Below are 21,394 nucleotides of genomic sequence, written 5' to 3' on the forward strand. Positions count from 1 at the left end.
GGTCGAGCAGCTTGAGGATGGTGCCGCCGTGGACATTGCCGGAGAAGTTGGCCATGTCGGGCGTCATGAGCAAGGTCATGCGCAACTGGTGGCGGTGGTGGTCGATGTCCATGCTTGATTCTGGTGCAAAACTCATTGGGGGCGGGTCAAAAGGAACGACTGCATGCAAGTGTTGTGCCGAAATGGTGCACTCATGCGGCACTTACACGGCGTTGACCGGAACACGTTGCGACAGCGCGCACATCAACTCGTAGCCCACGGTGCCGCAATGCTGGGCCACGTCGTCGATGGCCAGCAAGGTGGGTTGGCCATCGACCAGCGGGCCACGGCCCCACAAGGTGGCTTCGCTGCCCACCCGGGCTTGGGGCGCCGCGCTGAGGTCCACCGTGACCATGTCCATCGATACGCGCCCGATCAAGGGCACGCGCACGCCATCGACCAGCACAGGGGTGCCATCGGGGGCGTGGCGAGGGTAGCCGTCGGCATAGCCGCAAGCGACCACGCCCACACGCATGTCTCGGTCCGCGACGAAGCGGCTGCCATAGCCCACCGTGTCGCCGACTGCCAGGTGCTGGATGGCGATCACGTGGGACTTCAGCGTCATGGTGGCTTGCAGGCCCCAATGCCCGGCGCTGTGCTCCGGGTAGTCGGGCGATGAGCCGTACAGCATGATGCCCGGGCGGACCCAGTCGCCACGCACGCTGGCGTCATGGGCATGGCGCAAGGTGCCTGCGCTGTTGCACAGGCTGCGCTCGCCGCTCAGATCGGCGCAGGTGCGCAGGAACAGCTCAGTCTGGTGGGCAATGCCACGTGGCCCGTCCGCGTCCGAAAAGTGCGTCATCAGGGACACCTCGTCGACTTGCGGCAAGGCCGACAAGCGCGCCCAGGCGCTGCGAAAGGCCGGCGGCGTGAAACCCAATCGGTTCATGCCGGTGTTCATCTTCAGGAAGACGCGGTGCGGCCATTCGGTTTTGTGCTGGGCCAGCCAGTCGATCTGCTCATCGCAGTGCACCACGTGCCACAGACCCAGGCGCGAGCACCACTCCAGGTCGCGCGCTTCGAACACGCCCTCCAGCAACAGGATGGGGCCGCGCCAATCCAGTTGGCGCAAGCGCTGAGCTTCGGCGATGTCCAGCAGGGCGAAGCCGTCGGCGGCGCGAAGGCCTTCAAAGGCGCGCTCGATGCCATGACCGTAGGCATTGGCCTTGACCACGGCCCACACCCGCGCGTCTGGCGCGCATTCGCTGGCACGCCGCAAGTTATGGAGGAGGGCATCGACGTGGATGAGGGCTTCTAAGGGACGGGGCATGAGGGGATTGTGCCAGTGGCCATGCTATAAACCGCGGCTTGGCCTGCCGCTTTACCGATGTCTGGTGGGTGGCGAAGGTCCAACATCACACGCATGAAGACAGTGACTGCCCGCTTATGAAAAAAGGCTTTTTCACCATCATGGCGGCGCAGTTCTTCAGCTCGCTCGCCGACAACGCCTTGTTCGTGGCCGCGGTGGAATTGCTGAAAAGTTCGGGCGCTCCTGATTGGCAACCTGCGGCACTGGTGCCCATGTTCGCCTTGTTCTACGTGGTGCTGGCCCCGTTCGTGGGCGCCTTTGCCGACGCGGTGCCCAAAGGCCGGGTCATGTTCTTCTCCAACAGCATCAAGGTGGTCGGCTGCCTGATGATGCTGTTTGGCAGCCATCCCCTGATCGCCTATGCCGTGGTGGGCCTGGGCGCCGCCGCCTATTCGCCGGCCAAGTACGGCATCCTGACCGAGTTGTTGCCGCCCTCGCAGTTGGTCAAGGCCAATGGCTGGATCGAAGGCTTGACCATCGGCTCGATCATCCTGGGTGTGGTCCTGGGCGGGCAATTGATGGGCGCCGTCGTGTCGCCCTACCTGCTGGCCGTTGACCTGCCCTGGATCGACACGGGTGTGGACACGCCCCCCGAGGCGGCCATCGCCACCATGATCCTGCTGTATGTGCTGGCGGCCTTGTTCAATCTGCGCATCCCCCGCACCGAAACGCCCCTGCAACCCTTGCCCACGCACCTGTGGTCTTTGGTGGGTGATTTCTTCGATTGCAACCGCCGTTTGTGGAAAGACAAGCTGGGGCAGATCTCTCTGGGCACCACCACGCTGTTCTGGGGCGTGTCCGGCAATCTGCGCTACATCGTGCTGGCCTGGGCCGGCGTGGCCTTGAGTTACGACACCACCCAGGCCTCGGCCCTGGTGGGCGTGGTGGCGGTGGGCACGGCGGTGGGCGCGGTGCTGGCCTCGGCCAAGATGCGCCTGGACCAGGCCACTCGGGTGATCCCCCTGGGCGTGGCCATGGGCGTGCTGGTGCTGGGCATGAACATGATCCGTGACATTGAAGTGGCGGTGCCTTTCATGATCATCCTGGGCGGATTGGGCGGGTTCCTGGTGGTGCCGATGAATGCCTTGTTGCAGCACCGCGGCCACAATCTGATGGGGTCAGGGCGGTCCATCGCGGTGCAAAACTTCAACGAGCAGGCGGCCATCCTGGTGATGGGGGCGATGTACAGCGGGCTGACCAAGTCCGGTTTGTCGGCGTATGGGGCCATCACGGCTTTTGGTCTGGTGGTGGCGTCGGCCATGCTGGTCATCTGGTTCTGGCACCGCAGCAACACGGTTCACCACCGTGAAGAGGTCGAGCGGCTGCTGGCCGTGGCTCGCAGTGATTGTCACTGACCGAGTCACCAACGCTCACACAAGCGCAACATAGCTTTACGAAGTCCTGTCATCGGCGGCATTAAGCTGGCCGTTGTAGAGGCATGACGGAGAACGGGCCGCTTGTTCGTCCAGGGCCAGCCGTCACGCACAGGAGAAACAGCATGAATGTTCGCCAATTTTTTTCTCGATCCAAAACATTGGCTGTCACGGGCTTGTTGGCCGTGGCCGGTGTGGCTAACGCAGGCGGTGTGTCCTGGTCGGTGGGGGTGAATGCCCCCATGATTCATGGCCCTGGCCACGTGAATGCCGTTGTGTCCAACGGGCCCGCTTATTACTACCCGCCACAACCGGTGTATGTTCAGCCCCGGGTGGTCGTTCCGCGGGGCTATTACGGCGTGCAGCCCGTGGTCTACCAAGTGCCACCATCCCATTACCGTCCTCCGCACGCTGCTTGGCGCCACGGGCATCGCCATGGTCGTGCCGAGGCTTACGCCCATGGCTACCGCCGCGGCTATGAACGTGGTCAAAACCATGGGTATCACGATGGCGGTGGCCGAGGTCACCACGGAGACCGTTGATCGGCCTCCAGCTCCACGCGCTCAGCGGCGTCGGCTTTTGCTGCCGCCCAGCAGCGAGCCCAGCACGCCACGGATGAGTTCGCGGCCCACCGATGATCCGATGGTGCGCGCGGCCGATTTGGCCACGGTTTCCAACACGGAGTCATTGCGCCCGTTGCCCTTGAGCAGGTCGCCCAGCCACGAGCCGCCGGCATCCGGCGCTGGCTGGCTGGTCGTGGCTTTGCCTTGGCCTCGCACGGCAGCTTCTGCTTCCTCTCGCATCGAGCTTGGCGGATTGGCTTCAGCCTGCTCGCGCGTGGGTGTGGCGGCGGCGCGGCCCTTCAGCTTCTCGTAGGCCGAGTCCCGATCCACCACCTTTTCGTACACGCCAGCCACCAGCGAGGTGTTCAACAACGTCTTGCGCTGTTCAGGCCTGATCGGGCCGATCTGGCTGCCGGGCGGCAGCACGAACACCCGTTGCGTGATGCCCGGGCGGCCTTTCTCGTCCAGGCAACTGATCAAGGCTTCGCCCACCGCCAGTTCGGTGATGGCGGTGGCGATGTCCAGGCCGGGGTTGGCGCGCATGGTGTCGGCGGCCGACTTGACGGCCTTTTGGTCACGCGGGGTGAAGGCGCGCAGGGCGTGCTGCACGCGGTTGCCCAATTGGCCCAGCACGGTTTCCGGCACGTCCAGCGGATTTTGAGTGACGAAATAAACGCCCACGCCCTTGGAGCGCACCAGGCGCACCACCAGCTCGATGCGCTCGATCAGGGCCTTGGGCGCGTCGGTGAACAGCAAGTGGGCTTCGTCGAAGAAAAACACCAGCTTGGGCTTGTCCAGGTCGCCCACTTCCGGCAGCGATTCGAACAATTCCGACAGCATCCACAGCAGGAAGGTGGCGTACAACCGTGGCGCATTCATCAGCTTGTCGGCGGCCAGGATGTTGATCACGCCCTTGCCGTCTGTGGTCTGCATGAAATCGTGGATGTCGAGCATGGGCTCGCCGAAGAATTGGTCGCCGCCTTGCTCTTCCACCTGCATGAGGCCGCGCTGGATGGCACCCACGCTGGCCGGGCTGATGTTGCCGTATTCGGTGGTGAATTGGCTGGCGTTGTCGCCCACGTGCTGCAACATGGCGCGCAGGTCTTTCAGATCCAGCAGCAGCAGGCCGTTGTCATCGGCGATCTTGAACACGAGCTGCAGCACGCCCTGTTGCGTGTCGTTCAAATTCAGCATGCGCGACAGCAGCAGCGGGCCCATGTCGGACACGGTGGCGCGCACGGGGTGGCCTTGCGCGCCGAACACGTCCCACAGGGCCGTGGGGCAGGCCAGAGCGGCAGGGGGCTCAATGCCGCGTTCTTTCAGGATGCCCGCCAGCTTGGGGCTGAGGGTGCCCGCCTGCGAGATGCCGGTCAGGTCGCCCTTGATGTCGGCCATGAAGACCGGCACCCCCAGTTTCGAGAAGTTCTCGGCCAGATTTTGCAGCGTGATGGTCTTGCCGGTGCCTGTGGCGCCCGTGATCAGGCCGTGCCGATTGGCCAGTTCCGGCAGCAGGTGGCATTCGGTCTCGCCGTGGCGGGCAATCAGAATTGGGTCGGCCATGAACGGGGCTCCTGAGGGCAAAGGTAAAATTCGGGAAATCACGAGATCTCAGTATCTCTGCAAATCATGTTCGCGCGCCCTCCCGATGTGGTGCGCGACGCGCCGTTTTGCGGCGAAAAACAGTTTGGAGCACACACACCATGGCCGGACATTCCAAATGGGCCAACATCCAGCACCGCAAGGGCCGCCAAGATGAGAAGCGAGGCAAGGTCTGGACCCGGGTCATCCGCGAAATCATCGTCGCGGCCCGCCTGGGTGGCGGCGACCTGGACGTCAACCCGCGCCTGCGCCTGGCCATTGAAAAAGCCAAGGCGGCCAACATGCCCGCCGACACCATCAAGCGCAACGTCGACAAGGCCACGGGCAACCTCGAGGGCGTGAACTACGAGGAAGTGCGCTACGAGGGCTACGGCATCGGCGGCGCCGCCGTCATCATCGATTGCATGACCGACAACCGCGTGCGCACGGTGGCCGAGGTCAGGCACATTTTTAGCAAGTACGGTGGCAACCTGGGCACGGAAGGTTCGGTCGCGTTCCAGTTCAAGCACTGCGGCCAGATCATCTTTGCCCCGGGCGTGAGCGAGGACAAGGTCATGGAAGTGGCGCTGGAGGCGGGGGCCGACGACGTCATCACCCACGACGACGGTTCCATTGAAGTCTTGACCCCGCCGCTGGCGTTCGAAGCCATCAAGGCGGCCTTGACGAACGTGGGATTGACCCCCGAGGTGGCCGAAGTGACCATGCGCGCTGAAAACACGGTTGAATTGACGGGCGAAGATGCCGCCCGCCAGCAAAAATTGCTGGACATGCTGGAAGACCTGGACGATGCCCAGGATGTGTTCCACAACGCAGAATTGAATTGAAGAATCGACGGACTGTATGAATATTCTTGTGATCGGCTCGGGTGGACGCGAACATGCCCTGGCCTGGAAACTCGCCCAATCGCCCAAGGCTCAAAAGGTCTACGTGGCACCGGGCAATGGCGGCACGGCCCGCAGTCCGCACTTGGTCAACATCGACATCACCGACGTCAAGGCCCTGGCCGACTTCGCTGAAACCGAGAAGATCAACCTGACCGTGGTGGGCCCCGAGGCCCCGCTGGCGGCGGGCGTGGTCGATGAATTCCGCGCGCGGGGTCTGCGCATCTTCGGCCCCACCAAGGCGGCCGCGCAGCTGGAAAGCTCCAAGGCCTTCGCCAAGGATTTCATGAAGCGCCATGGCATCCCCACGGCCTTTTACGAGACCTTCACCGACGCCACGGCGGCGCATGCCTACGTGGACAAGCACGGCGCCCCCATCGTCATCAAGGCCGATGGCTTGGCGGCGGGCAAGGGCGTGGTCGTGGCCATGACCTTGGCCGAGGCGCATGAAGCCATCGACTTCATGTTGCTGGACAACAAGCTGGGCGTGACGCACAACGCCGGTGGCGCCCGCGTGGTGATCGAAGAATTTTTGCAAGGCGAAGAAGCCAGCTTCATCGTGCTGGCCGATGGCAAGAACGTGGCTGTGCTGGCCACCAGCCAGGACCACAAGCGCCTGCTGGACGCTGACGAAGGCCCCAACACCGGCGGCATGGGGGCTTACTCGCCCGCCCCCGTGGTCACGCCCAATGTGCACGCCAAGGCCATGCAGGACATCATCCTGCCGACGCTGGCGGGCATGGGCAAGGATGGCATCCCCTTCACCGGCTTCTTGTACGCCGGCCTGATGATCGATGCGCAAGGCAACCCCAAGACGCTGGAATTCAACTGCCGCATGGGCGACCCTGAAACGCAGCCGATCATGATGCGTTTGAAGAGCGACCTGGTGGACGTGTTCTTCAGCGCCACCGACGGCACCCTCGACCAGGTCGAGCTGCAGTGGGACCGCCGTTTCGCGCTGGGCGTGGTCGTGGCCGCGGGTGGCTACCCGCTGTCGCCGAAGAAGGGCGACGTCATCACCGGCTTGCCCGCCGATGCGGATGACGCGATGGTGTTCCACGCGGGCACGCAACTCGTCGATGGCAAGGTGGTGACCAATGGCGGGCGCGTCTTGTGCGTGACCGCCCTGGGTGACTCGGCCAAGCTGGCGCAGCAACGCGCCTATGAATACCTGCTGGGCATCCAGTTCGATGGCATGCAGTTCCGCCGCGACATTGGCTGGCGCGCCATCAACAAGCGATGATGGACACCACTGCCGTTCGCGCCTATTTGCTGGGCTTGCAAGACCGCATCGTCGCGGCCTTCGAGCTTGAGGATGGCACCCCGTTCAAGCGCGATGCCTGGGTGCGCGAGCCTGGCGAACGCCTGCAGGGCGATGGCTGTTCTCGCGTGATTGAAGAAGGCGTGGTGCTGGAGCGTGGCGGCTGCAACTTCTCGCACGTCAAAGGGCCGCAGTTGCCGCCTTCGGCCACGCAGCACCGGCCCGAGTTGGCAGGCTGCCCATTCGAGGCCATGGGCGTGTCCCTGGTCTTCCATCCCCGCAATCCTTTTGCGCCCACGGTGCATATGAATGTGCGCATGCTGGCCGCGCACAAGCCCGATGGAGACGTGGTGGCCTGGTTCGGCGGCGGCATGGACCTCACGCCGTATTACGGGTTTGAAGAAGACGCCCAACATTTCCACCGCACCTGCCAAGATGCGCTGCTGCCCTTCGGCGACGACAAGCACCCGCGCTTCAAGAAGTGGTGCGATGAGTACTTCTTCCTCAAGCACCGCAACGAAGCACGCGGCGTCGGCGGTATCTTTTACGACGACTTCTCGGAGCTGGGCTTTGAGCAAGGTTTTGCCATGACCCGTTCGGTCGGTGATGCCTTTGTCGAGTCTTACCTGCCCATCTTGAAACGCCGCCGCGACACGCCTTACACCGAGGTCGAGCGCGATTTCCAGGCTTTCCGCCGTGGCCGCTACGTTGAGTTCAACCTGGTGTGGGACCGTGGCACCCTGTTCGGCCTGCAGTCGGGTGGCCGCACCGAAAGCATCCTGATGTCGATGCCGCCCATCGTGAAGTGGCGCTACGACTGGCACCCCGAGCCCGGCACGCCCGAGGCGCGTTTGTACTCCGACTTCCTGCCACCGCGTGATTGGGTCTGAGCCATCACCGACGGGCCGCGCTGGCCGAAAGATCGGCCTGTTCGGCGGCAGCTTCGACCCGGTTCACCGGGCGCACGTCGCCTTGGCGCAGACCGCTTTGAGCCACCTCCAACTCGACGAAATTCGCTGGATCCCGGCGGGCCACCCTTGGCAAAAGACGCGTCAACTGGCACCCGCCGAGCACCGCATTGCCATGGTCCGGCTGGCCACTGAACACGAGCCGCGCTTCGCTGTCGATACCCTGGAAGCCGACCGCGCCGGTCCGTCGTACACTCTCGACACCGTTCGGGCCCTGCAAAACACCGAATCCCTGACCGATGCCAGCCTGGTCGACCGCTGGTTTCTGATCCTTGGCCAGGACCAGTACGCCAATCTGCACACCTGGCATGACTGGCCCGAGCTGACCCGGCGCGTGACCCTGGCCGTGGCCAGCCGTGCAGGGCAAGTGCCCCGACCCGATCCTGCATTGGCATCACACCCTCACCGAATGGTGGTGTTGCCGATGCCTGAAATGGCCGTTTCCTCGACCGACATCCGGGCCCGTTTGGCCCGTGGGGATGCCGCCCAGACCCTCGTGCCCGCCATGGTGTCAAACGCCGTGGCGCGCTATATTGAACAACATCAACTCTACGCCGCTGGCACCCCCCGCTGAATGGACATCCGTAAACTGCAACGCGCCATCGTCGATGGCCTCGAAGACGTCAAGGGCCAAGACATCGTCGTCTTCAACACCGAGCACCTCTCGGCCCTGTTCGAGCGGGTGATCGTCGCATCGGGCACGTCCAACCGGCAGACCAAGGCGCTGGCCGCCAGCGTTCGCAAGTCGGTCCGGGCCGCTGGTTTTGACGTCATGCGCACCGAGGGCGAAGACAATGGCGAGTGGATCATCGTGGACTGCGCCGCCGCCGTGGTGCACCTGATGCAGCCCGCCATCCGCCAGTACTACCTGCTGGAAGAGATCTGGGGCGAAAAACCCATCAAGATCAAGCTCAACGACGTGGTCACCCGCCTGGTCAAGGCGTCCGAGCCCATGGACGACGAGGAGGACGCTGCACCCAGGAAGTCTGGCCGCAAATCGGTGGCAGGCAAGCTGGATGCACCGGTCAGGACGGTTGCCGCCAAAAAGGCCGCTGCCAAGAAGGTGCCTGCCAAAAAAGCCGTGGCCAAAACCCCGGCCGAGCGCTCCACCTCCAACCGCGTGCCCGTGGCGGCCAAGAAAATTGCCGCCAAGAAGGCCGCTGCCAAGAAGGTGGCCGCAGCGATCCCTGTGGTGCCCAAGACCATGGTGGTCAACAAGCCCGGCGTGAAGAAGGTCGCTGGCAAAAAGGTGGCGGCTAAAAAGGTTGCTGCCAAGAAGGCGCCTGTCCGCAAGATGGTGGCTGCCAAGAAAGTGGCCCGCAAGGCTTCATGAAGCTGACGGTGGTGGCCATTGGCCAACGCCAGCCAGCCTGGGCGGAAACCGCCTGTGAGGACTACCTCAAGCGCTTTCCGGCTGATTGGAAAGTCGAGGTCAAGGCCCTCAAGGCCGAGCCCCGGGAAGGTGGCAAGTCGGTGCCCGCCATCATGCAGGCCGAAGCTGCTCGCATCGAGGCGGCCTTGGGCCGTGACGTGCGCCGCGTCATCCTGGATGAACGTGGCAGCCGCCTGACCAGCGTCGAGTTGGCGCAACGTGCCGAGGCCTGGCTCAACGATGGTCGCGATGTGGCCTTCGTCATTGGCGGGGCTGATGGCATCGACCCTGCCCTCAAAAAAACCGCCGACGAAACCCTGCGTTTGTCGGACCTGACTTTGCCGCATGCACTGGCACGGGTGCTGCTGCTGGAGCAGCTCTACCGCGTCTGGTCATTGCGCAACAACCACCCGTATCACCGCGCATGAGCACCGTGTCTGAGCTGGAAGCCCCGTTCATCTACCTGGCCTCCCAAAGCCCACGTCGGCGCCAACTGCTGGACCAACTCTGCGTGCGCCACGAACTGCTGCTGCCCGAGCCCCATGAAGACGCTGAAGCGTTGGAGGCCGAGCGCGCTGGCGAGTCGCCCGAAGACTATGTGCGGCGCGTGACTCTGGCCAAATGGGAAGCCGCACGTCTGCGCCTGGCCAGCCGCCAAGCCACACAAGGTCTGCCCACGGCGCCGGTGCTGTGTGCCGACACCACCGTGGCGATCGGCCCCGACATCCTGGCCAAGCCGGTTGACCATGCCGACGCGGCCCGCATGCTGGCGCGTTTGTCCGGCCGCACGCACCGCGTCTTGACCGCTGTGGTGGTGGACGGCAACTGCTTGCTCAGCACCTCGCATGTGACCTGGCGCACCATCAGTGCCGATGAAATCGACCGCTACGTGGCCAGCGGCGAACCCATGGGCAAGGCTGGCGCTTACGCCATTCAAAGCCAGGCCGCCGCCTGGATGCCAAAGATCGAGGGCAGCTACAGTGGCATCATGGGCCTGCCTTTGTATGAAACCGCCGAATTGCTCAGGCCCTTGGGCTGGCGGTTTTGACCCACCTGCATGACCACTGAAACCCCCTCCGCGACCCGGCCCGTGGCGCTGCTTGTCGGCGCAACGGGTTTGGTCGGCCAGCAATGCCTGCGTTTGTTGACGCAAGACCCCGCCGTGGGTTCCGTGCGCGTCCTGGTGCGTCGGCCCATGGCTGTGGACTCGCCCAAGGTGCAGGTTTGCGTGGCTGATTTTGACCGGTTGGAAACCCACGCCGATTGGCTCGCCGCCGATTGGGTGTTCTGCGCCCTGGGCACCACCATTGCCAAGGCGGGCTCGCGCGGGGCCTTTCGCCAGGTGGATTTTGACTACCCGCTGCAGGTGGCCCAGTTGGCCAAGGCCCAGGGGGCCAAGCGTTTTTTGCTGGTCAGCGCCACCGGGGCCGACGCCAAATCCAAGGTGTTTTACAGCCGCGTCAAGGGCGAGCTGGAAGAAGCCATTGCTGCCATCGGCTTTGAATCGGTCACCTTCGCGCGCCCCTCCTTGCTGGCCGGTGAGCGGGACGAGGTGCGCATCGCCGAGCGCATTGGCCTGAAATTCGGCTGGCTGCTGCCCGAGCGTTATCGCCCCGTGCAAGCCCGCCAGGTCGCGCAGGGCCTGGTCAATGCGGCCAAATCCGGTCGTCCTGGCGTGCATGGCCTCACTAACCTTGAGCTGAGATTGAACTGAGGCGCCTGAGCTGACTCTACCCATGAACATTCAGGAAATCAGATGGCCCACTCACACGATATTCTGATCAACTGGACCCCGCAGGAGACCCGCGTCGCCGTGGTTGAAAACGGCGCCGTCCAGGAGCTGCACGTCGAGCGCACGCTGGAGCGCGGCCTGGTTGGCAACGTCTACGCCGGCCGTGTGGCGCGCGTGTTGCCTGGCATGCAATCGGCTTTCATCGACATTGGCCTGGAGCGCGCCGCGTTCTTGCACGTGGCCGACCTGCACCGCGAAGACCCCAGCCAGCGCGGCAGCGCCCGCTCACCCGACAGCGCCACCCCCATTGAAAAGCGCCTGCACGAAGGCCAGACGCTGATGGTGCAGGTCCTCAAGGACCCCATCGGCACCAAGGGCGCGCGCCTGTCGTCGCAGATCAGCATCGCGGGTCGCCTGTTGGTTTTCCTGCCGCAAGACGATCACATCGGCATCTCGCAAAAGATCGGTTCGCCCGAGCTGCGCGATCAACTGCGCGCCCGCATGCTGCAGCTGCTGGGTGAGGCCGACAGCAAGGAAGGGCGCACGCGCTCGGGCGGCTTCATCCTGCGCACCAATGCCGAAGACGCGACTGACGAAGAGCTGGGCGCCGACATCGCCTACCTGCGCAAAACCTGGGCCACCATCCGCGAGCAAGGCCTCAAGGCTGCACCCGGTTCCTTGCTGCACCAGGACCTGAACCTGGCCCAACGCGTGCTGCGCGACCTGGTCATCGACGAGACGGTCAACATCCGCATCGATTCGCTGATCCAGTTCGATGCCCTGCGCGCCTTTGGCGCCGAGTTCACGCCCACCTCGGTCGAAAAACTCCAGCACTACAAGGGCGAGCGGCCCATCTTCGATCTGTACAACATTGACCAGGAAATCGAAAAAGCCCTGGCACGCCGGGTTGACCTCAAGTCGGGTGGCTACCTGATCATCGACCAGACCGAAGCCCTGACCACCATCGACGTCAACACCGGCGGCTACGTGGGTGCTCGCAATTTCGACGACACCATCTTCAAGACCAATCTGGAGGCCGCGCAGGCCATCGCGCGCCAATTGCGGCTGCGCAATCTGGGCGGCATCATCATCGTCGACTTCATCGACATGCTGCGCGAGGACCACCGTGACAACGTGCTGGCCGAGTTCCGCAAGCAAATGAGCCGCGACCGCACCAAGCTCACCATCAGTGGCTTTTCGCCGCTGGGTCTGGTCGAGATGACGCGCAAACGCACGCGCGAATCGCTGGCCCACATGCTGTGCCAACCTTGCCCCACCTGCGAAGGGCGCGGCCAGGTCAAGACGGCGCGCACGGTTTGCTACAACATTCTGCGCGAGATCCTGCGTGAGGCGCGCCAGTTCAACCCGCGCGAATTCCGCGTGGTGGCCAGTGCCGCAGTGGTGGAAATGTTGCTCGACGAGGAAAGCCAGCACCTGGCCGGTTTGATCGATTTCATCGGCAAGCCCATCTCCTTGCAGACCGAGCCCTGGGTGTCGCCCGAGCAGTACGACATCGTCCTGCTTTGAGAACCACCGGTGAGGCGCTTTACATGACTTTGCACGTGGCAACACCCTGTGGAACTGCGGTGTATGGCACACGCGGCACAATCGCCACTTCACATTGATGAACCCCCTTATCGACACGATGCTTGAACACCCGATGACCTCTGCCGAGCCCGCGCTGGACACTGCCCGCCGTGGGCACCTGAAAACCCTGGCACTGTGCGGTGCCATGGCGGCCGCAGGCCTGTGGTCTGCCAGCCCGGCCTGGGCCCAGTTCCGGGTCGAGATCGCGGGCGTGGGCGCCACGCAGATTCCGGTGGCCATCGGGCGCTTCAAGGGCGAAGAGGGCGTGCCCCAGCCCATCGCCAGCATCGTGACCGCCGACCTGCAGCGCTGCGGCCTGTTCAAAACGCTGGACGCTTCGGCCGACAAGCTGGACGAGACCTCGCGCCCGGTGCTGACCGACTGGCGCGGCAAAGGCGCCGACGCCTTGCTGGCGGGCTCCATCCTGCCCTTGGCCGATGGCCGTTTCGACATCCGCTATCGCCTGTGGGATGCCGCCCGCAACAAAGACCTGGGCGTGCAGAGCCTGGTCGTGCCCGCCGCCGACCTGCGCTTGGCCGCCCACCGCATCGCCGACGACATCTATGAAAAGCTGACGGGCGACAAGGGCGCTTTCGCCACGCGCATCGCCTACGTGGCCAAGACCGGCCGCCGCTACGTGCTGTGGGTGGCCGATTCCGATGGCAAGGGCGAGCGCGATGCCCTGACCAGCAACGAGCCGATCATCTCGCCCGCCTGGTCGCCCGACGGTGGCAAGCTGGCCTATGTGTCCTTTGAAGGTGGCAAGGCCAAGGTCATGGCGCAAGAGCTGACCACGGGCCGCCGACGCGTGCTGGCCAGCTTCAAGGGCACCAACAGCGCTCCGGCCTGGTCGCCCGACGGCAAACAGATGGCCGTCACGCTCAGCCGCGATGGCGGTTCGCAACTGTTCGTGATGGGCATGGATGGGGACAACGTTCGGCGCCTGACGCAAAGCGGTGGCATCGACACCGAAGCGGCGTGGTCGGCCGATGGCAGCACCCTCTATTTCGTCAGCGACCGCGGTGGCAGCCCACAGATCTACAAAACGCCGCTGGCAGGCGGCAGCGCCCAGCGCGTCACCTTCAATGGACCGTACAACATCAGCCCCGCCTTGAGCCCCGATGGCCGCTGGCTGACCTTCATCGGCCAGGTCAACGGCGCCTACAAGGTGCACCTGATGGAGTTGTCCACCGGCACAGTGCGCGTTCTCACCGACACCCGCGATGACGAAAGCCCCAGCTTCGCGCCCAACAGCAAACAGATCATCTACGCCACACGCAGCCAGGGCCGCGACGTGCTCATGACCACCTCACTCGATGGCCGCATCAAGGCCAGCCTGGCCACGCCGCAAGCCGATGTCCGCGAGCCCGTCTGGGGCCCTGACATCGTCGGCCCGAAACGCTGATCACCATTTTCTTGAATCTTTTGATTGACCTTTGTAAGGAGCCTTCATGAACCCGATCCAATCAACTTCCGCTTCGATTTCCGCACGTGCCATTCGCTTGGCCGTGGTCGGCCTGGTGGGCGCGTCCACCCTGTGGATGGCCGGCTGCAGCTCCGTCAAGCTGGATGACAAGGCGCCTCCGATCGAGTCGCGCAATGTGTCGGGCAGCACCGGCACGTCATCGTCTTCCAATGCGGCCTCGACCGTGGCGCCCGTGGTGGCGGCCGATGCTGACGCTGGCGCCAATGCCGCACTGAGTGGCCTGCCCCGCGTCATCTACTTTGACTTCGACAGCTTCATCGTCAAGGACGAGTTCCTCCCCGTGCTGGACGGCTACGGCAAGGTGCTGACCACCATCCGCAGCAAGAAGCTGTTCATCGAAGGGCACACCGACGAACGCGGTGGCCGTGAGTACAACCTGGCGCTGGGCCAGAAGCGCGCTGAAGCCGTCGTCAAGTCCCTGACCCTGCTGGGCGTGTCGGCCGACCAGGTCGAAGCCGTGAGCTTTGGTGAAGAGCGTCCGGCCGCCACCGGCAGCACCGAGGAAGCCTGGGCCAAGAACCGCCGCGCTGAGTTCAAAGACCGTTGATCATGGGGGCCGCGTTGATGTTGAACCGTGTGCGCCCCTGGGTGCTGGCCCTGGCTTCGGCTTGCGGGGCGCTCAGCGCCCATGCGGGTTTGCTGGACGATGACGAGGCACGCCGTGCCATCCTGGAGTTGCGCCAGCAACGCACCAAGGACAACGAGGCCAGCAACGCCAAGCTGAGCGCCCTGAACGCGCAGCTGGACCAGGTCAAGCGCAGCCTGGTTGATTTGAATGCGCAACTCGAACTGTTGCGCAGCGACCTGGCCCGGCAAAGCGGCCAGAACGAATTGCTGACCCGCGACCTGTCCGAGCTGCAACGTCATCAAAAGGATTTGCAGCAAGGCGTGGACGAACGCGTGCGCAAGCTGGAGCCGCAAACGGTGAACCTGGATGGCAAGACCTTCCAGGTCGAGCCCGAAGAGAAAGCGTTGTTTGAAGACGCGCTGGCCAAGCTGCGGCAAGCCGACTTTGCCGGTGGCGCGGCAGGCCTGGGTGGCCTGATCAAACGCTATCCCTCGACGGGTTACCGCGAGTCGGCTTTGTACTGGCAGGGCAATGCGCAATACGGTTTGCGCAATTACAAGGAGGCACTGGTCAGCTTCCGCGCCTTGTTGACGCAAGCCCCCACGCATGCCCGCGCGCCCGAGGCCATGCTGTCCATCGCCAATTGCCACACCGAGCTCAAAGAGACCAAGGCGGCCCGCAAGGCATTGGACGATCTGATCAAGAACTATCCGGACTCTGAAGCGGCCCAGGCTGCGCGCGAGCGCCTGGCCAGCGCGTCCACCGCCGCGGCCAAGGCGGCACCGCGCAAGAACTGAGCGTGGCGTTGGTGATCACGAACGAGCAGCCCGACCTGGAGCGCCGGTTTGGTGGCCTGCGCCGCCTGCATGGCGCTGCGGCTTACGAGCGCCTGCGCGCGGCGCGCATCGCCGTGATTGGTGTGGGCGGCGTGGGTTCATGGGCGGCCGAAGCCCTGGCGCGCAGTGGCGTGGCCGAGTTGACCCTGGTCGACCTGGACCACGTGGCCGAGTCCAACATCAACCGTCAGGTGCATGCGCTGGACAGCACCGTGGGCCAAGCCAAGGTGTTGGCTTTGAAGGACCGCATCGCGCAGATCCACCCGGGCTGCGTGGTGCACACGGTTGAAGAGTTCATCGACGAGGCCAATGTGGCCGAACTGCTGTCGGCCCAAGCGCTGGACGGTGTGATCGATTGCTGCGACCAGGTCAAGGCCAAGGCCGCCATCTCTGCCTGGGGCTGGGCTCACCAGGTGCCGGTGGTGGCCGTGGGCGCGGCGGGGGGCAAATCCCAGCCGCAGCTGGTCCAGGTGAGCGACTTGTCCGAGGTGACCCACGATCCCTTGCTGGCCAGCGTGCGGCAGCGTTTGCGCCAGCGCCATGAGGGCGCGCGCAAGGGGTGCATGAACCTGGCTTGCGTGTTCTCGCGCGAGGCGGTGCTGCCCCCCCAAGATGCCGACTGCGACATCGGTGATGGCTCGTTGAACTGCCATGGCTATGGCTCCAGCGTGGTGGTGACCGCGACCTTCGGCATGGTTTCAGCGGCACAACTGATCAACACGTTGATCAAAGGCTGAAAACCACGTTATAATCTTAGGCTTTTCGGGGGTCGATAGCTCAGTCGGTAGAGCAGCGGACTTTTAATCCGTTGGTCGCGAGTTCGAGTCTCGCTCGACCCACCAAAATTTCAGTTTTTTGACGAAACGCTTGGTTTCGTTCTATAATTGAAGTCTTGGCAAAGTACTCAAGCTTTGCAGCCTGGCAGCAATGCAAGGTTTAAAATTTAAGTTTTCGGGCTCCTAGCTCAGTTGGTAGAGCAGCGGACTCTTAATCCGTTGGTCGACAGTTCGAATCTGTCGGGGCCCACCAAACATCAAAAGCCACCCTCTGGGTGGCTTTTTCTTTGGCGTTCCTTCCCTGCTTCTTCAGTGCCTTCTTCACGCCACCCGCTGGCTCAACACGGCCAAATCAGCCGCTTTGCCCTTGCCCAGCCACGGATCCCGCTCTTCGCCCCCAAACGTACTGACCAGAAAATCGAAGAACGCCCGGGTTTTGGCCGGCAGGTGCCTGCGAGAAGGGATGGCCGCGTAGATGCCCATCTCGAACAAGCGCCACTGCGGCAGCACCCGCTCCAGCGTGCCCTGTGCCAGGGCTTGCGCGATCACGTAAGAGGGAAACCCGCCAATCCCCAGGCCGGCCACGGTCGCGTGCAGGGTGGTGTCCAGATGCCCGGTGCTCAAAGTGGGGGAAGGCAGGGACAGGGTCAATGGCTGCGGGCGCGATCCGTCGGCTTGACCATCGGGCTCCGGGTAAAACGTCAGCTCGCAAGGCCGCTTGGGGCTGAGCATGTCGTGCCGCAAAAGCTCTTGTGGATGCGTGGGCCTGCCGTGCTGATTCAGGTAGCCGGGCGAGGCGCACAACACCACCGTTGAGCTGGCCAGCCGCCTGGCCACGAAGCTGCCATCCAGCGGTTTGCCTTGCGCCGCGATGATGCTCACGTCAAAGTTTTCGTCCAAGGTCTCCACCATCCCGGGGGCCGACAAATCGATGGCGATGCGCGGGTACAGCGCGCGAAAGCGCGGCAGGATGGGGGCCAGTTGGTGCGCTGCAAAAGCCGGTGGTGCCAGCACTTTGAGCACCCCCCTGGGTTCGGCTGCGTCGGAGCCCACCTCGGCCTCCACCTGGGCCACATCGGCCAGGATGCGGCGCACCTGCTCCAGGTAGCGCTCGCCCGCCTCGGTCAGCACCAGCTTGCGCGTGGTGCGGTTGATCAGCCGCGAGCCCAGGTGCTCTTCCAGTTCGTTGATCAACCGGGTGACAACCGAGGGCGACAGGTTCAGGTCACGCGCCGCAGCAGCGAAGCCATTGAGGTCGATCACGCGGCAGAAAATCTGCATGCTTTGAAGCCGGTCCATGGTTGCCCCTTTCACCGCTCATGCTCGCACTGAAACTTCACGCCATGGTCCCGCTTTGTTCTTGTTTTTGGAATAGTGCATTCGCGCTGCGGTGCTTTTTCCGGGCTTTGCTCACTTTTACAGTGAACACATCAGGGATTTTCCTGATGCCTGATGAAGAAGGAAGCACCATGAACACACGCACTACCCTCCTGGCCGTTTTGACCGCTGCCCTGGCATTGCCCGCACTGGCCGACACCACAGCCCCCGTGACACGTGAACAGGTCAAGGCCGAATACATCCGAGCGCTCAAGGCCGGCGAGCTGGATTTCGCCCGCGAATTCGTCACCCCGGTGTCGCGCCCTTCATCCCTGGCCACGGCCAACAAGGTTGAGGAATTGGCCCCCACCGCGGCGGGTCAGCAGGCCACGGTCAAGGCCACCAAGACGGCCCATTGATGCAAGTTGCCACTGGCGGGCCTTGTCCTTGCGCGGACCGGCGGCCCGTCCAGTTGTTGATTTGTCCTTTTCCCGCCATCTCCTGGGGCTTTTCAACCATCGCGCCATGAACCTCCCGACCTACACTGTGTGAACCAATGCCGGTGTCCAGGGAAATCCTTTATGCACGATGGCCCCCTCGTGAAGAAGCACCTCGATGCCATGCTGGCCGGCGGCCCTTTGGTCGCACAGCAGGTGATTGACGCCACGGTTCAGCGTTTGCGCGACTCTGGCGCCACCATGGCCCTGGCCGCCGACCGCCAGCAACTGTTTGAAGTGCTGGAAGCCTTGCAGATTCACCAATTGGCATTGATCACGGCGTTTGGCCGCGACATCAAGGCCGAGATCGAGTCAGCCTCGCAGATGCAGGTCAATCCGGTGCGCTTGCCCGCCGGGCCGTTGCGCCTGGAAGACCTGACCTTGATGGACGAGGATCAGGCCGAGAAAGACATCGAGATTTCACGCACCATCCAGCTGATCGACCTGAAGGCCGAATGGGAGTTGCGTGAGCTGCAAGCCCTGACCGCCACGTTGTTGGGTGAGACCGTGCTGCGCCTGGAGGCCAATCCTTGCCGCCCCATGGTCTACGCGCGGGCTTTGAGTCGCACCGCGCATGGCATCAAGGTGTCCAAGGCCAGCCGGGGCATGTTCTTGCGCACGGCTGGTTTCGCCATGGCCGATGTGCTGAGGGATGTTTACGGCGATGCGTGCCGCAGGCTCAAAGGCTGGGGCGTGCAGCCCCTGGAGTTCCGCAGTGCGCCCATCGTGCGCGCGGGCACGGCGCCCGAGGTGGACCTGACCCAGCCCGATGCGCTTCTGAACCTGCGCGATCGCCTGCAGCCCAGGCACCCATCCTCTGGCGGGGCTGCTCAGCCACAGACGGTGGAATTGCTCTCTCGCCTGTTCGAGCAAATCCTGGCCGATCCCCGTTTGGAAGACGCAGTCAAGGATGTGATCGGACGCTTGCAGGCGTCGGTCGTGCGCGTGGCCTTGACCGACCCGACGCTGATGAGTTCTCACGAACACCCGGCTTGGTCCCTGATCAACCAGATCGCTGCGCACGCTTCCGACCACCCTCAGTTCAGTGATTCGCGGGGTTCTGCATTCATGGCCTTCGTCGAACCCCTGGTCGATCGGCTGGCGGTGGACGACGCCCCCAGTGCCGCTTTGTACGAAGGGGCTTTGTCGGATGTGCAGGCCTTCATCGACCGTGAGGACGACGCGCAGTTGCAGCATTCGCAGGTGGCGGTGAAGGCTTTGGCCGAGGCCGAGCAGCGCCAGACCCTGATGCCCTTGTTGAGGCAGCAGGTGATGCACCAGCTGCAGAGCGCCGAGTTGAGCGAGACCTTGCGGCGCTTTCTGACCGGGCCCTGGGTGGATGTGTTGGCGCGCACCATGGTGTCTCAGGGCACTGACAACCCGCACTCCCAGTCGCTGGTGGGCACGGTCGATGAGCTGCTCTGGAGCCTGGAGCGCCCCGCCAGCGAACTAGACCGCGACGAGGTCCGCCAGCGCCTGCCCTCATTGATCGAGCGGCTGAAGCTGGGCATGGAAATGATTGGCTTGCCGCAGGCAGAACGCGACCATGTGCTGGATGATCTGATGCGAACCCACACCCGCCGATTGCGCAGTGCCCCGGCTGGCGGTGAGGCCCAGCCCGCCACGCCGCAGGACTTGGTCCAGCAGATGCGCGACGAAGTCCTGGCCGACGGCGATGAGCAGGCATCTGACAGCTGGGCCCAGGACACCAGCGTGGGCGCGCTGCCCACGGTGCCCATGGCCCTGGGTGGTGTGGACGAGGACAGCCGTGTCAAGGTGGCCGCTCAGCGCTGGTTGCAGACCCTGACCAAAGGCGTGCGTTGCAAGCTCTTCCTGCAAGGCCAATGGGTCACCGCCCACTTGTTATGGCGCAGCGACAATGGTGAGTTCTTCATGTTCACCAGCGCTTTGGCGGGCGGCATGCACTCGATGACGCGCCGCGCCCTGGAGCGTTTGCGCATCGAGGGCCTGGCCACCACCTTCGTGGAATTGAGCCTGATGCAGCGCGCCGTGGACAGCGTTCTGCAAGACCTGGACGAGGCCTAGCGGAAGGCTGGTGGCTTGGCGGGCAGCGAGAAGTAGAAGGCGGCGCCTTGGCCGACTTGCGCCTGCGCCCAAACCCGGCCGCCATGCTTTTGAACAATGCGTTTGACCGACGACAGGCCAATGCCGATGCCCTCGAACTCGTCTTGCCCATGCAGGCGCGAAAACGCGGCAAACAGGCGCGGGGCCTGGCTGGCGTCAAAGCCCACGCCATTGTCTGACACGCAGTAGACCAGCTCATCGCCTTGCAATTCGCCGTGCACGCCGATGCGGATCGGGTGGCTGTTTCTGGAGTACTTCAAGGCGTTGGACAAGAGGTTGATCCAGACCTGGCGCAGCATGCGGCTGTCGCCATGTGCGAGGGGCAGGGCGTCCACCTGCCATTCCGCCTGCACGCCTTTGTCCGGGCCCGACAACTCCGCCATGATGGTGCTGGCCATGTCCGCCATGTCCACGGGTTCGGCCTGGAGCGGGGTGCTGCCCAGGCGGGCAAAGTTGAGGAAGTCGGTCACCATGTCGTTCATCTGCAGGCCGATGGTGCGCACCAGGCTCAGCCGCTTGTGCTCTTCCTTGCTGAGCTTGTCCACGGTGGCCATCTCCAGCAACTGGGTGAAGCCGATGATCTGGGACAGTGGTGAGCGAAGGTCATGCGCCACCGTGGCACAGAAGGAGTCCAGCTCCAGGTTGGCGGCCGCCAGATCGCCATTGCGCTGGGCCAGCATGCTGTTCAGGCGTGACAACTCTTGCGCCGCCTGTTCTTGCTCCTTGACCTGTTGTTGCAACCGCAGCCGTGTTTGCGCCAGTTCGGTGAACACCTCGACCTTGGAGCGCAGGATGGCGGCTACCACTGGCTTCATGAGGTAGTCGACCGCACCGGCCGAGTAGCCCTCGAACATGGCATCGGCACTTTTCTCTTCGCCCGTCAGGAAGATGATGGGCGTGGACCGCGAGCGAGGCCTGCTGCGGATGAGCGCGGCCGCTTCGATGCCGCTCATGCCGGGCATGCGCACGTCCAGCAGGATCACGGCGAAGTCGGTGTCCAGCAGGTGGCGCAAGGCTTCGGTCCCGGATTGCGCGCGGACCAGCCGTTGGCCCAGCGGCGCCAGGATGCCCTCGAGCGCCAGCAAGTTGGCGGGTTCATCGTCCACCATCAGGATGCTGATGTCGGGTTTGGCTTGCATGGAGCT

21 protein-coding genes, 2 tRNA genes and 1 pseudogene are annotated in these 21,394 nt (G+C 63.8%); 19 read left to right on the plus strand and 5 right to left on the minus strand.

The window, feature by feature from the left end; genetic code table 11:
- Window positions 1-112: pseudogene (locus tag Q7V20_RS06765) on the minus strand (acyl-CoA thioesterase); the annotation flags it as partial.
- A 90-nt stretch (window positions 113-202) separates the two neighbouring features.
- Window positions 203-1,309: an alanine racemase gene (gene alr, locus Q7V20_RS06770; protein ID WP_304788493.1), complete on the minus strand. Its 1,107-nt coding sequence runs from the start codon at window positions 1,307-1,309 to the stop codon at window positions 203-205.
- 116 nt (window positions 1,310-1,425) lie between these two features.
- Between alr and lplT the strand changes: the two genes are divergently transcribed.
- Together lplT and Q7V20_RS06780 are read left to right on the plus strand one after the other, a co-directional pair.
- On the plus strand, window positions 1,426-2,703 hold the full coding sequence (gene lplT / locus Q7V20_RS06775; protein WP_304788495.1) for a lysophospholipid transporter LplT: 1,278 nt from the start codon (window positions 1,426-1,428) through the stop codon (window positions 2,701-2,703).
- A gap of 143 nt (window positions 2,704-2,846) precedes the next feature.
- Window positions 2,847-3,263, plus strand: a complete 417-nt coding sequence (locus Q7V20_RS06780; protein WP_304788497.1) for a hypothetical protein — start codon at window positions 2,847-2,849, stop codon at window positions 3,261-3,263.
- Between the two features lie 21 nt (window positions 3,264-3,284).
- Here the strand turns inward: Q7V20_RS06780 and Q7V20_RS06785 are convergent, their stop codons facing one another.
- Entirely contained in the window at window positions 3,285-4,844 is a 1,560-nt protein-coding gene (locus Q7V20_RS06785) for a helicase HerA-like domain-containing protein (RefSeq protein ID WP_304788499.1), read from the minus strand.
- Window positions 4,845-4,984: 140 nt separating this feature from the next.
- Between Q7V20_RS06785 and Q7V20_RS06790 the strand changes: the two genes are divergently transcribed.
- The 15 genes from Q7V20_RS06790 (at window position 4,985) to Q7V20_RS06860 (ending at window position 16,603) form a co-directional block, all read left to right on the plus strand.
- Window positions 4,985-5,707 carry a YebC/PmpR family DNA-binding transcriptional regulator gene (locus tag Q7V20_RS06790; protein WP_304788501.1) on the plus strand — a complete coding sequence of 241 codons (723 nt, stop codon included), beginning with the start codon at window positions 4,985-4,987 and terminating at the stop codon, window positions 5,705-5,707.
- Window positions 5,708-5,723: 16 nt separating this feature from the next.
- Entirely contained in the window at window positions 5,724-7,007 is a 1,284-nt protein-coding gene (gene purD / locus Q7V20_RS06795) for a phosphoribosylamine--glycine ligase (RefSeq protein ID WP_304788503.1), read from the plus strand.
- Window positions 7,004-7,915, plus strand: coding sequence for an oxygen-dependent coproporphyrinogen oxidase (hemF, locus tag Q7V20_RS06800; protein WP_304788505.1), 912 nt, complete (start codon window positions 7,004-7,006; stop codon window positions 7,913-7,915). Before purD ends, hemF begins: the two co-directional genes overlap by 4 nt.
- A complete protein-coding gene (gene nadD, locus Q7V20_RS06805; protein WP_304788507.1) occupies window positions 7,902-8,567 on the plus strand; it encodes a nicotinate-nucleotide adenylyltransferase in 666 nt (221 codons plus the stop codon). Before hemF ends, nadD begins: the two co-directional genes overlap by 14 nt.
- The gene (gene rsfS / locus Q7V20_RS06810) at window positions 8,568-9,326 is read left to right on the plus strand and encodes a ribosome silencing factor (protein WP_304788509.1); all 759 of its coding nucleotides are present in this window, start codon (window positions 8,568-8,570) and stop codon (window positions 9,324-9,326) included.
- A complete protein-coding gene (gene rlmH, locus Q7V20_RS06815; RefSeq protein WP_300547053.1) occupies window positions 9,323-9,793 on the plus strand; it encodes a 23S rRNA (pseudouridine(1915)-N(3))-methyltransferase RlmH in 471 nt (156 codons plus the stop codon). The genes rsfS and rlmH overlap by 4 nt, the downstream gene beginning before the upstream one ends.
- Window positions 9,790-10,413, plus strand: coding sequence for a nucleoside triphosphate pyrophosphatase (locus Q7V20_RS06820; protein ID WP_304788513.1), 624 nt, complete (start codon window positions 9,790-9,792; stop codon window positions 10,411-10,413). Before rlmH ends, Q7V20_RS06820 begins: the two co-directional genes overlap by 4 nt.
- Window positions 10,414-10,422: 9 nt before the next feature.
- Window positions 10,423-11,079, plus strand: coding sequence for an NAD(P)H-binding protein (locus tag Q7V20_RS06825; RefSeq protein ID WP_304788515.1), 657 nt, complete (start codon window positions 10,423-10,425; stop codon window positions 11,077-11,079).
- A 42-nt stretch (window positions 11,080-11,121) separates the two neighbouring features.
- The gene (gene rng, locus Q7V20_RS06830) at window positions 11,122-12,624 is read left to right on the plus strand and encodes a ribonuclease G (RefSeq protein ID WP_304788517.1); all 1,503 of its coding nucleotides are present in this window, start codon (window positions 11,122-11,124) and stop codon (window positions 12,622-12,624) included.
- A 133-nt stretch (window positions 12,625-12,757) separates the two neighbouring features.
- Complete coding sequence (gene tolB, locus Q7V20_RS06835) at window positions 12,758-14,089, plus strand: Tol-Pal system beta propeller repeat protein TolB (RefSeq protein ID WP_370652418.1); 1,332 nt, start codon at window positions 12,758-12,760, stop codon at window positions 14,087-14,089.
- Window positions 14,090-14,135: 46 nt separating this feature from the next.
- The gene (gene pal, locus Q7V20_RS06840) at window positions 14,136-14,717 is read left to right on the plus strand and encodes a peptidoglycan-associated lipoprotein Pal (RefSeq protein WP_304788518.1); all 582 of its coding nucleotides are present in this window, start codon (window positions 14,136-14,138) and stop codon (window positions 14,715-14,717) included.
- A 2-nt stretch (window positions 14,718-14,719) separates the two neighbouring features.
- Entirely contained in the window at window positions 14,720-15,535 is an 816-nt protein-coding gene (gene ybgF, locus Q7V20_RS06845; protein ID WP_304788520.1) for a tol-pal system protein YbgF, read from the plus strand.
- Window positions 15,536-15,537: 2 nt separating this feature from the next.
- Window positions 15,538-16,311: a tRNA threonylcarbamoyladenosine dehydratase gene (locus Q7V20_RS06850; RefSeq protein ID WP_304788522.1), complete on the plus strand. Its 774-nt coding sequence runs from the start codon at window positions 15,538-15,540 to the stop codon at window positions 16,309-16,311.
- A gap of 29 nt (window positions 16,312-16,340) precedes the next feature.
- Window positions 16,341-16,416 (plus strand) — tRNA-Lys (locus Q7V20_RS06855).
- Between the two features lie 111 nt (window positions 16,417-16,527).
- Window positions 16,528-16,603, plus strand: a tRNA-Lys gene (locus tag Q7V20_RS06860).
- Window positions 16,604-16,671: 68 nt separating this feature from the next.
- Here Q7V20_RS06860 and Q7V20_RS06865 read toward each other — a convergent pair.
- Window positions 16,672-17,649, minus strand: a complete 978-nt coding sequence (locus Q7V20_RS06865) for a LysR family transcriptional regulator (RefSeq protein ID WP_304788524.1) — start codon at window positions 17,647-17,649, stop codon at window positions 16,672-16,674.
- Between the two features lie 170 nt (window positions 17,650-17,819).
- Between Q7V20_RS06865 and Q7V20_RS06870 the strand changes: the two genes are divergently transcribed.
- A complete protein-coding gene (locus Q7V20_RS06870) occupies window positions 17,820-18,086 on the plus strand; it encodes a DUF4148 domain-containing protein (RefSeq protein WP_304788526.1) in 267 nt (88 codons plus the stop codon).
- Window positions 18,087-18,266: 180 nt separating this feature from the next.
- Entirely contained in the window at window positions 18,267-20,210 is a 1,944-nt protein-coding gene (locus Q7V20_RS06875) for a DUF1631 family protein (protein ID WP_304788528.1), read from the plus strand.
- Here Q7V20_RS06875 and Q7V20_RS06880 read toward each other — a convergent pair.
- Window positions 20,207-21,388, minus strand: a complete 1,182-nt coding sequence (locus tag Q7V20_RS06880) for an ATP-binding protein (RefSeq protein ID WP_304788530.1) — start codon at window positions 21,386-21,388, stop codon at window positions 20,207-20,209. The genes Q7V20_RS06875 and Q7V20_RS06880 overlap by 4 nt on opposite strands.
- Window positions 21,389-21,394 lie beyond the last annotated feature (6 nt).

This window comes from Aquabacterium sp. (assembly GCF_030652515.1).
Classification (GTDB): domain Bacteria; phylum Pseudomonadota; class Gammaproteobacteria; order Burkholderiales; family Burkholderiaceae_C; genus Aquabacterium.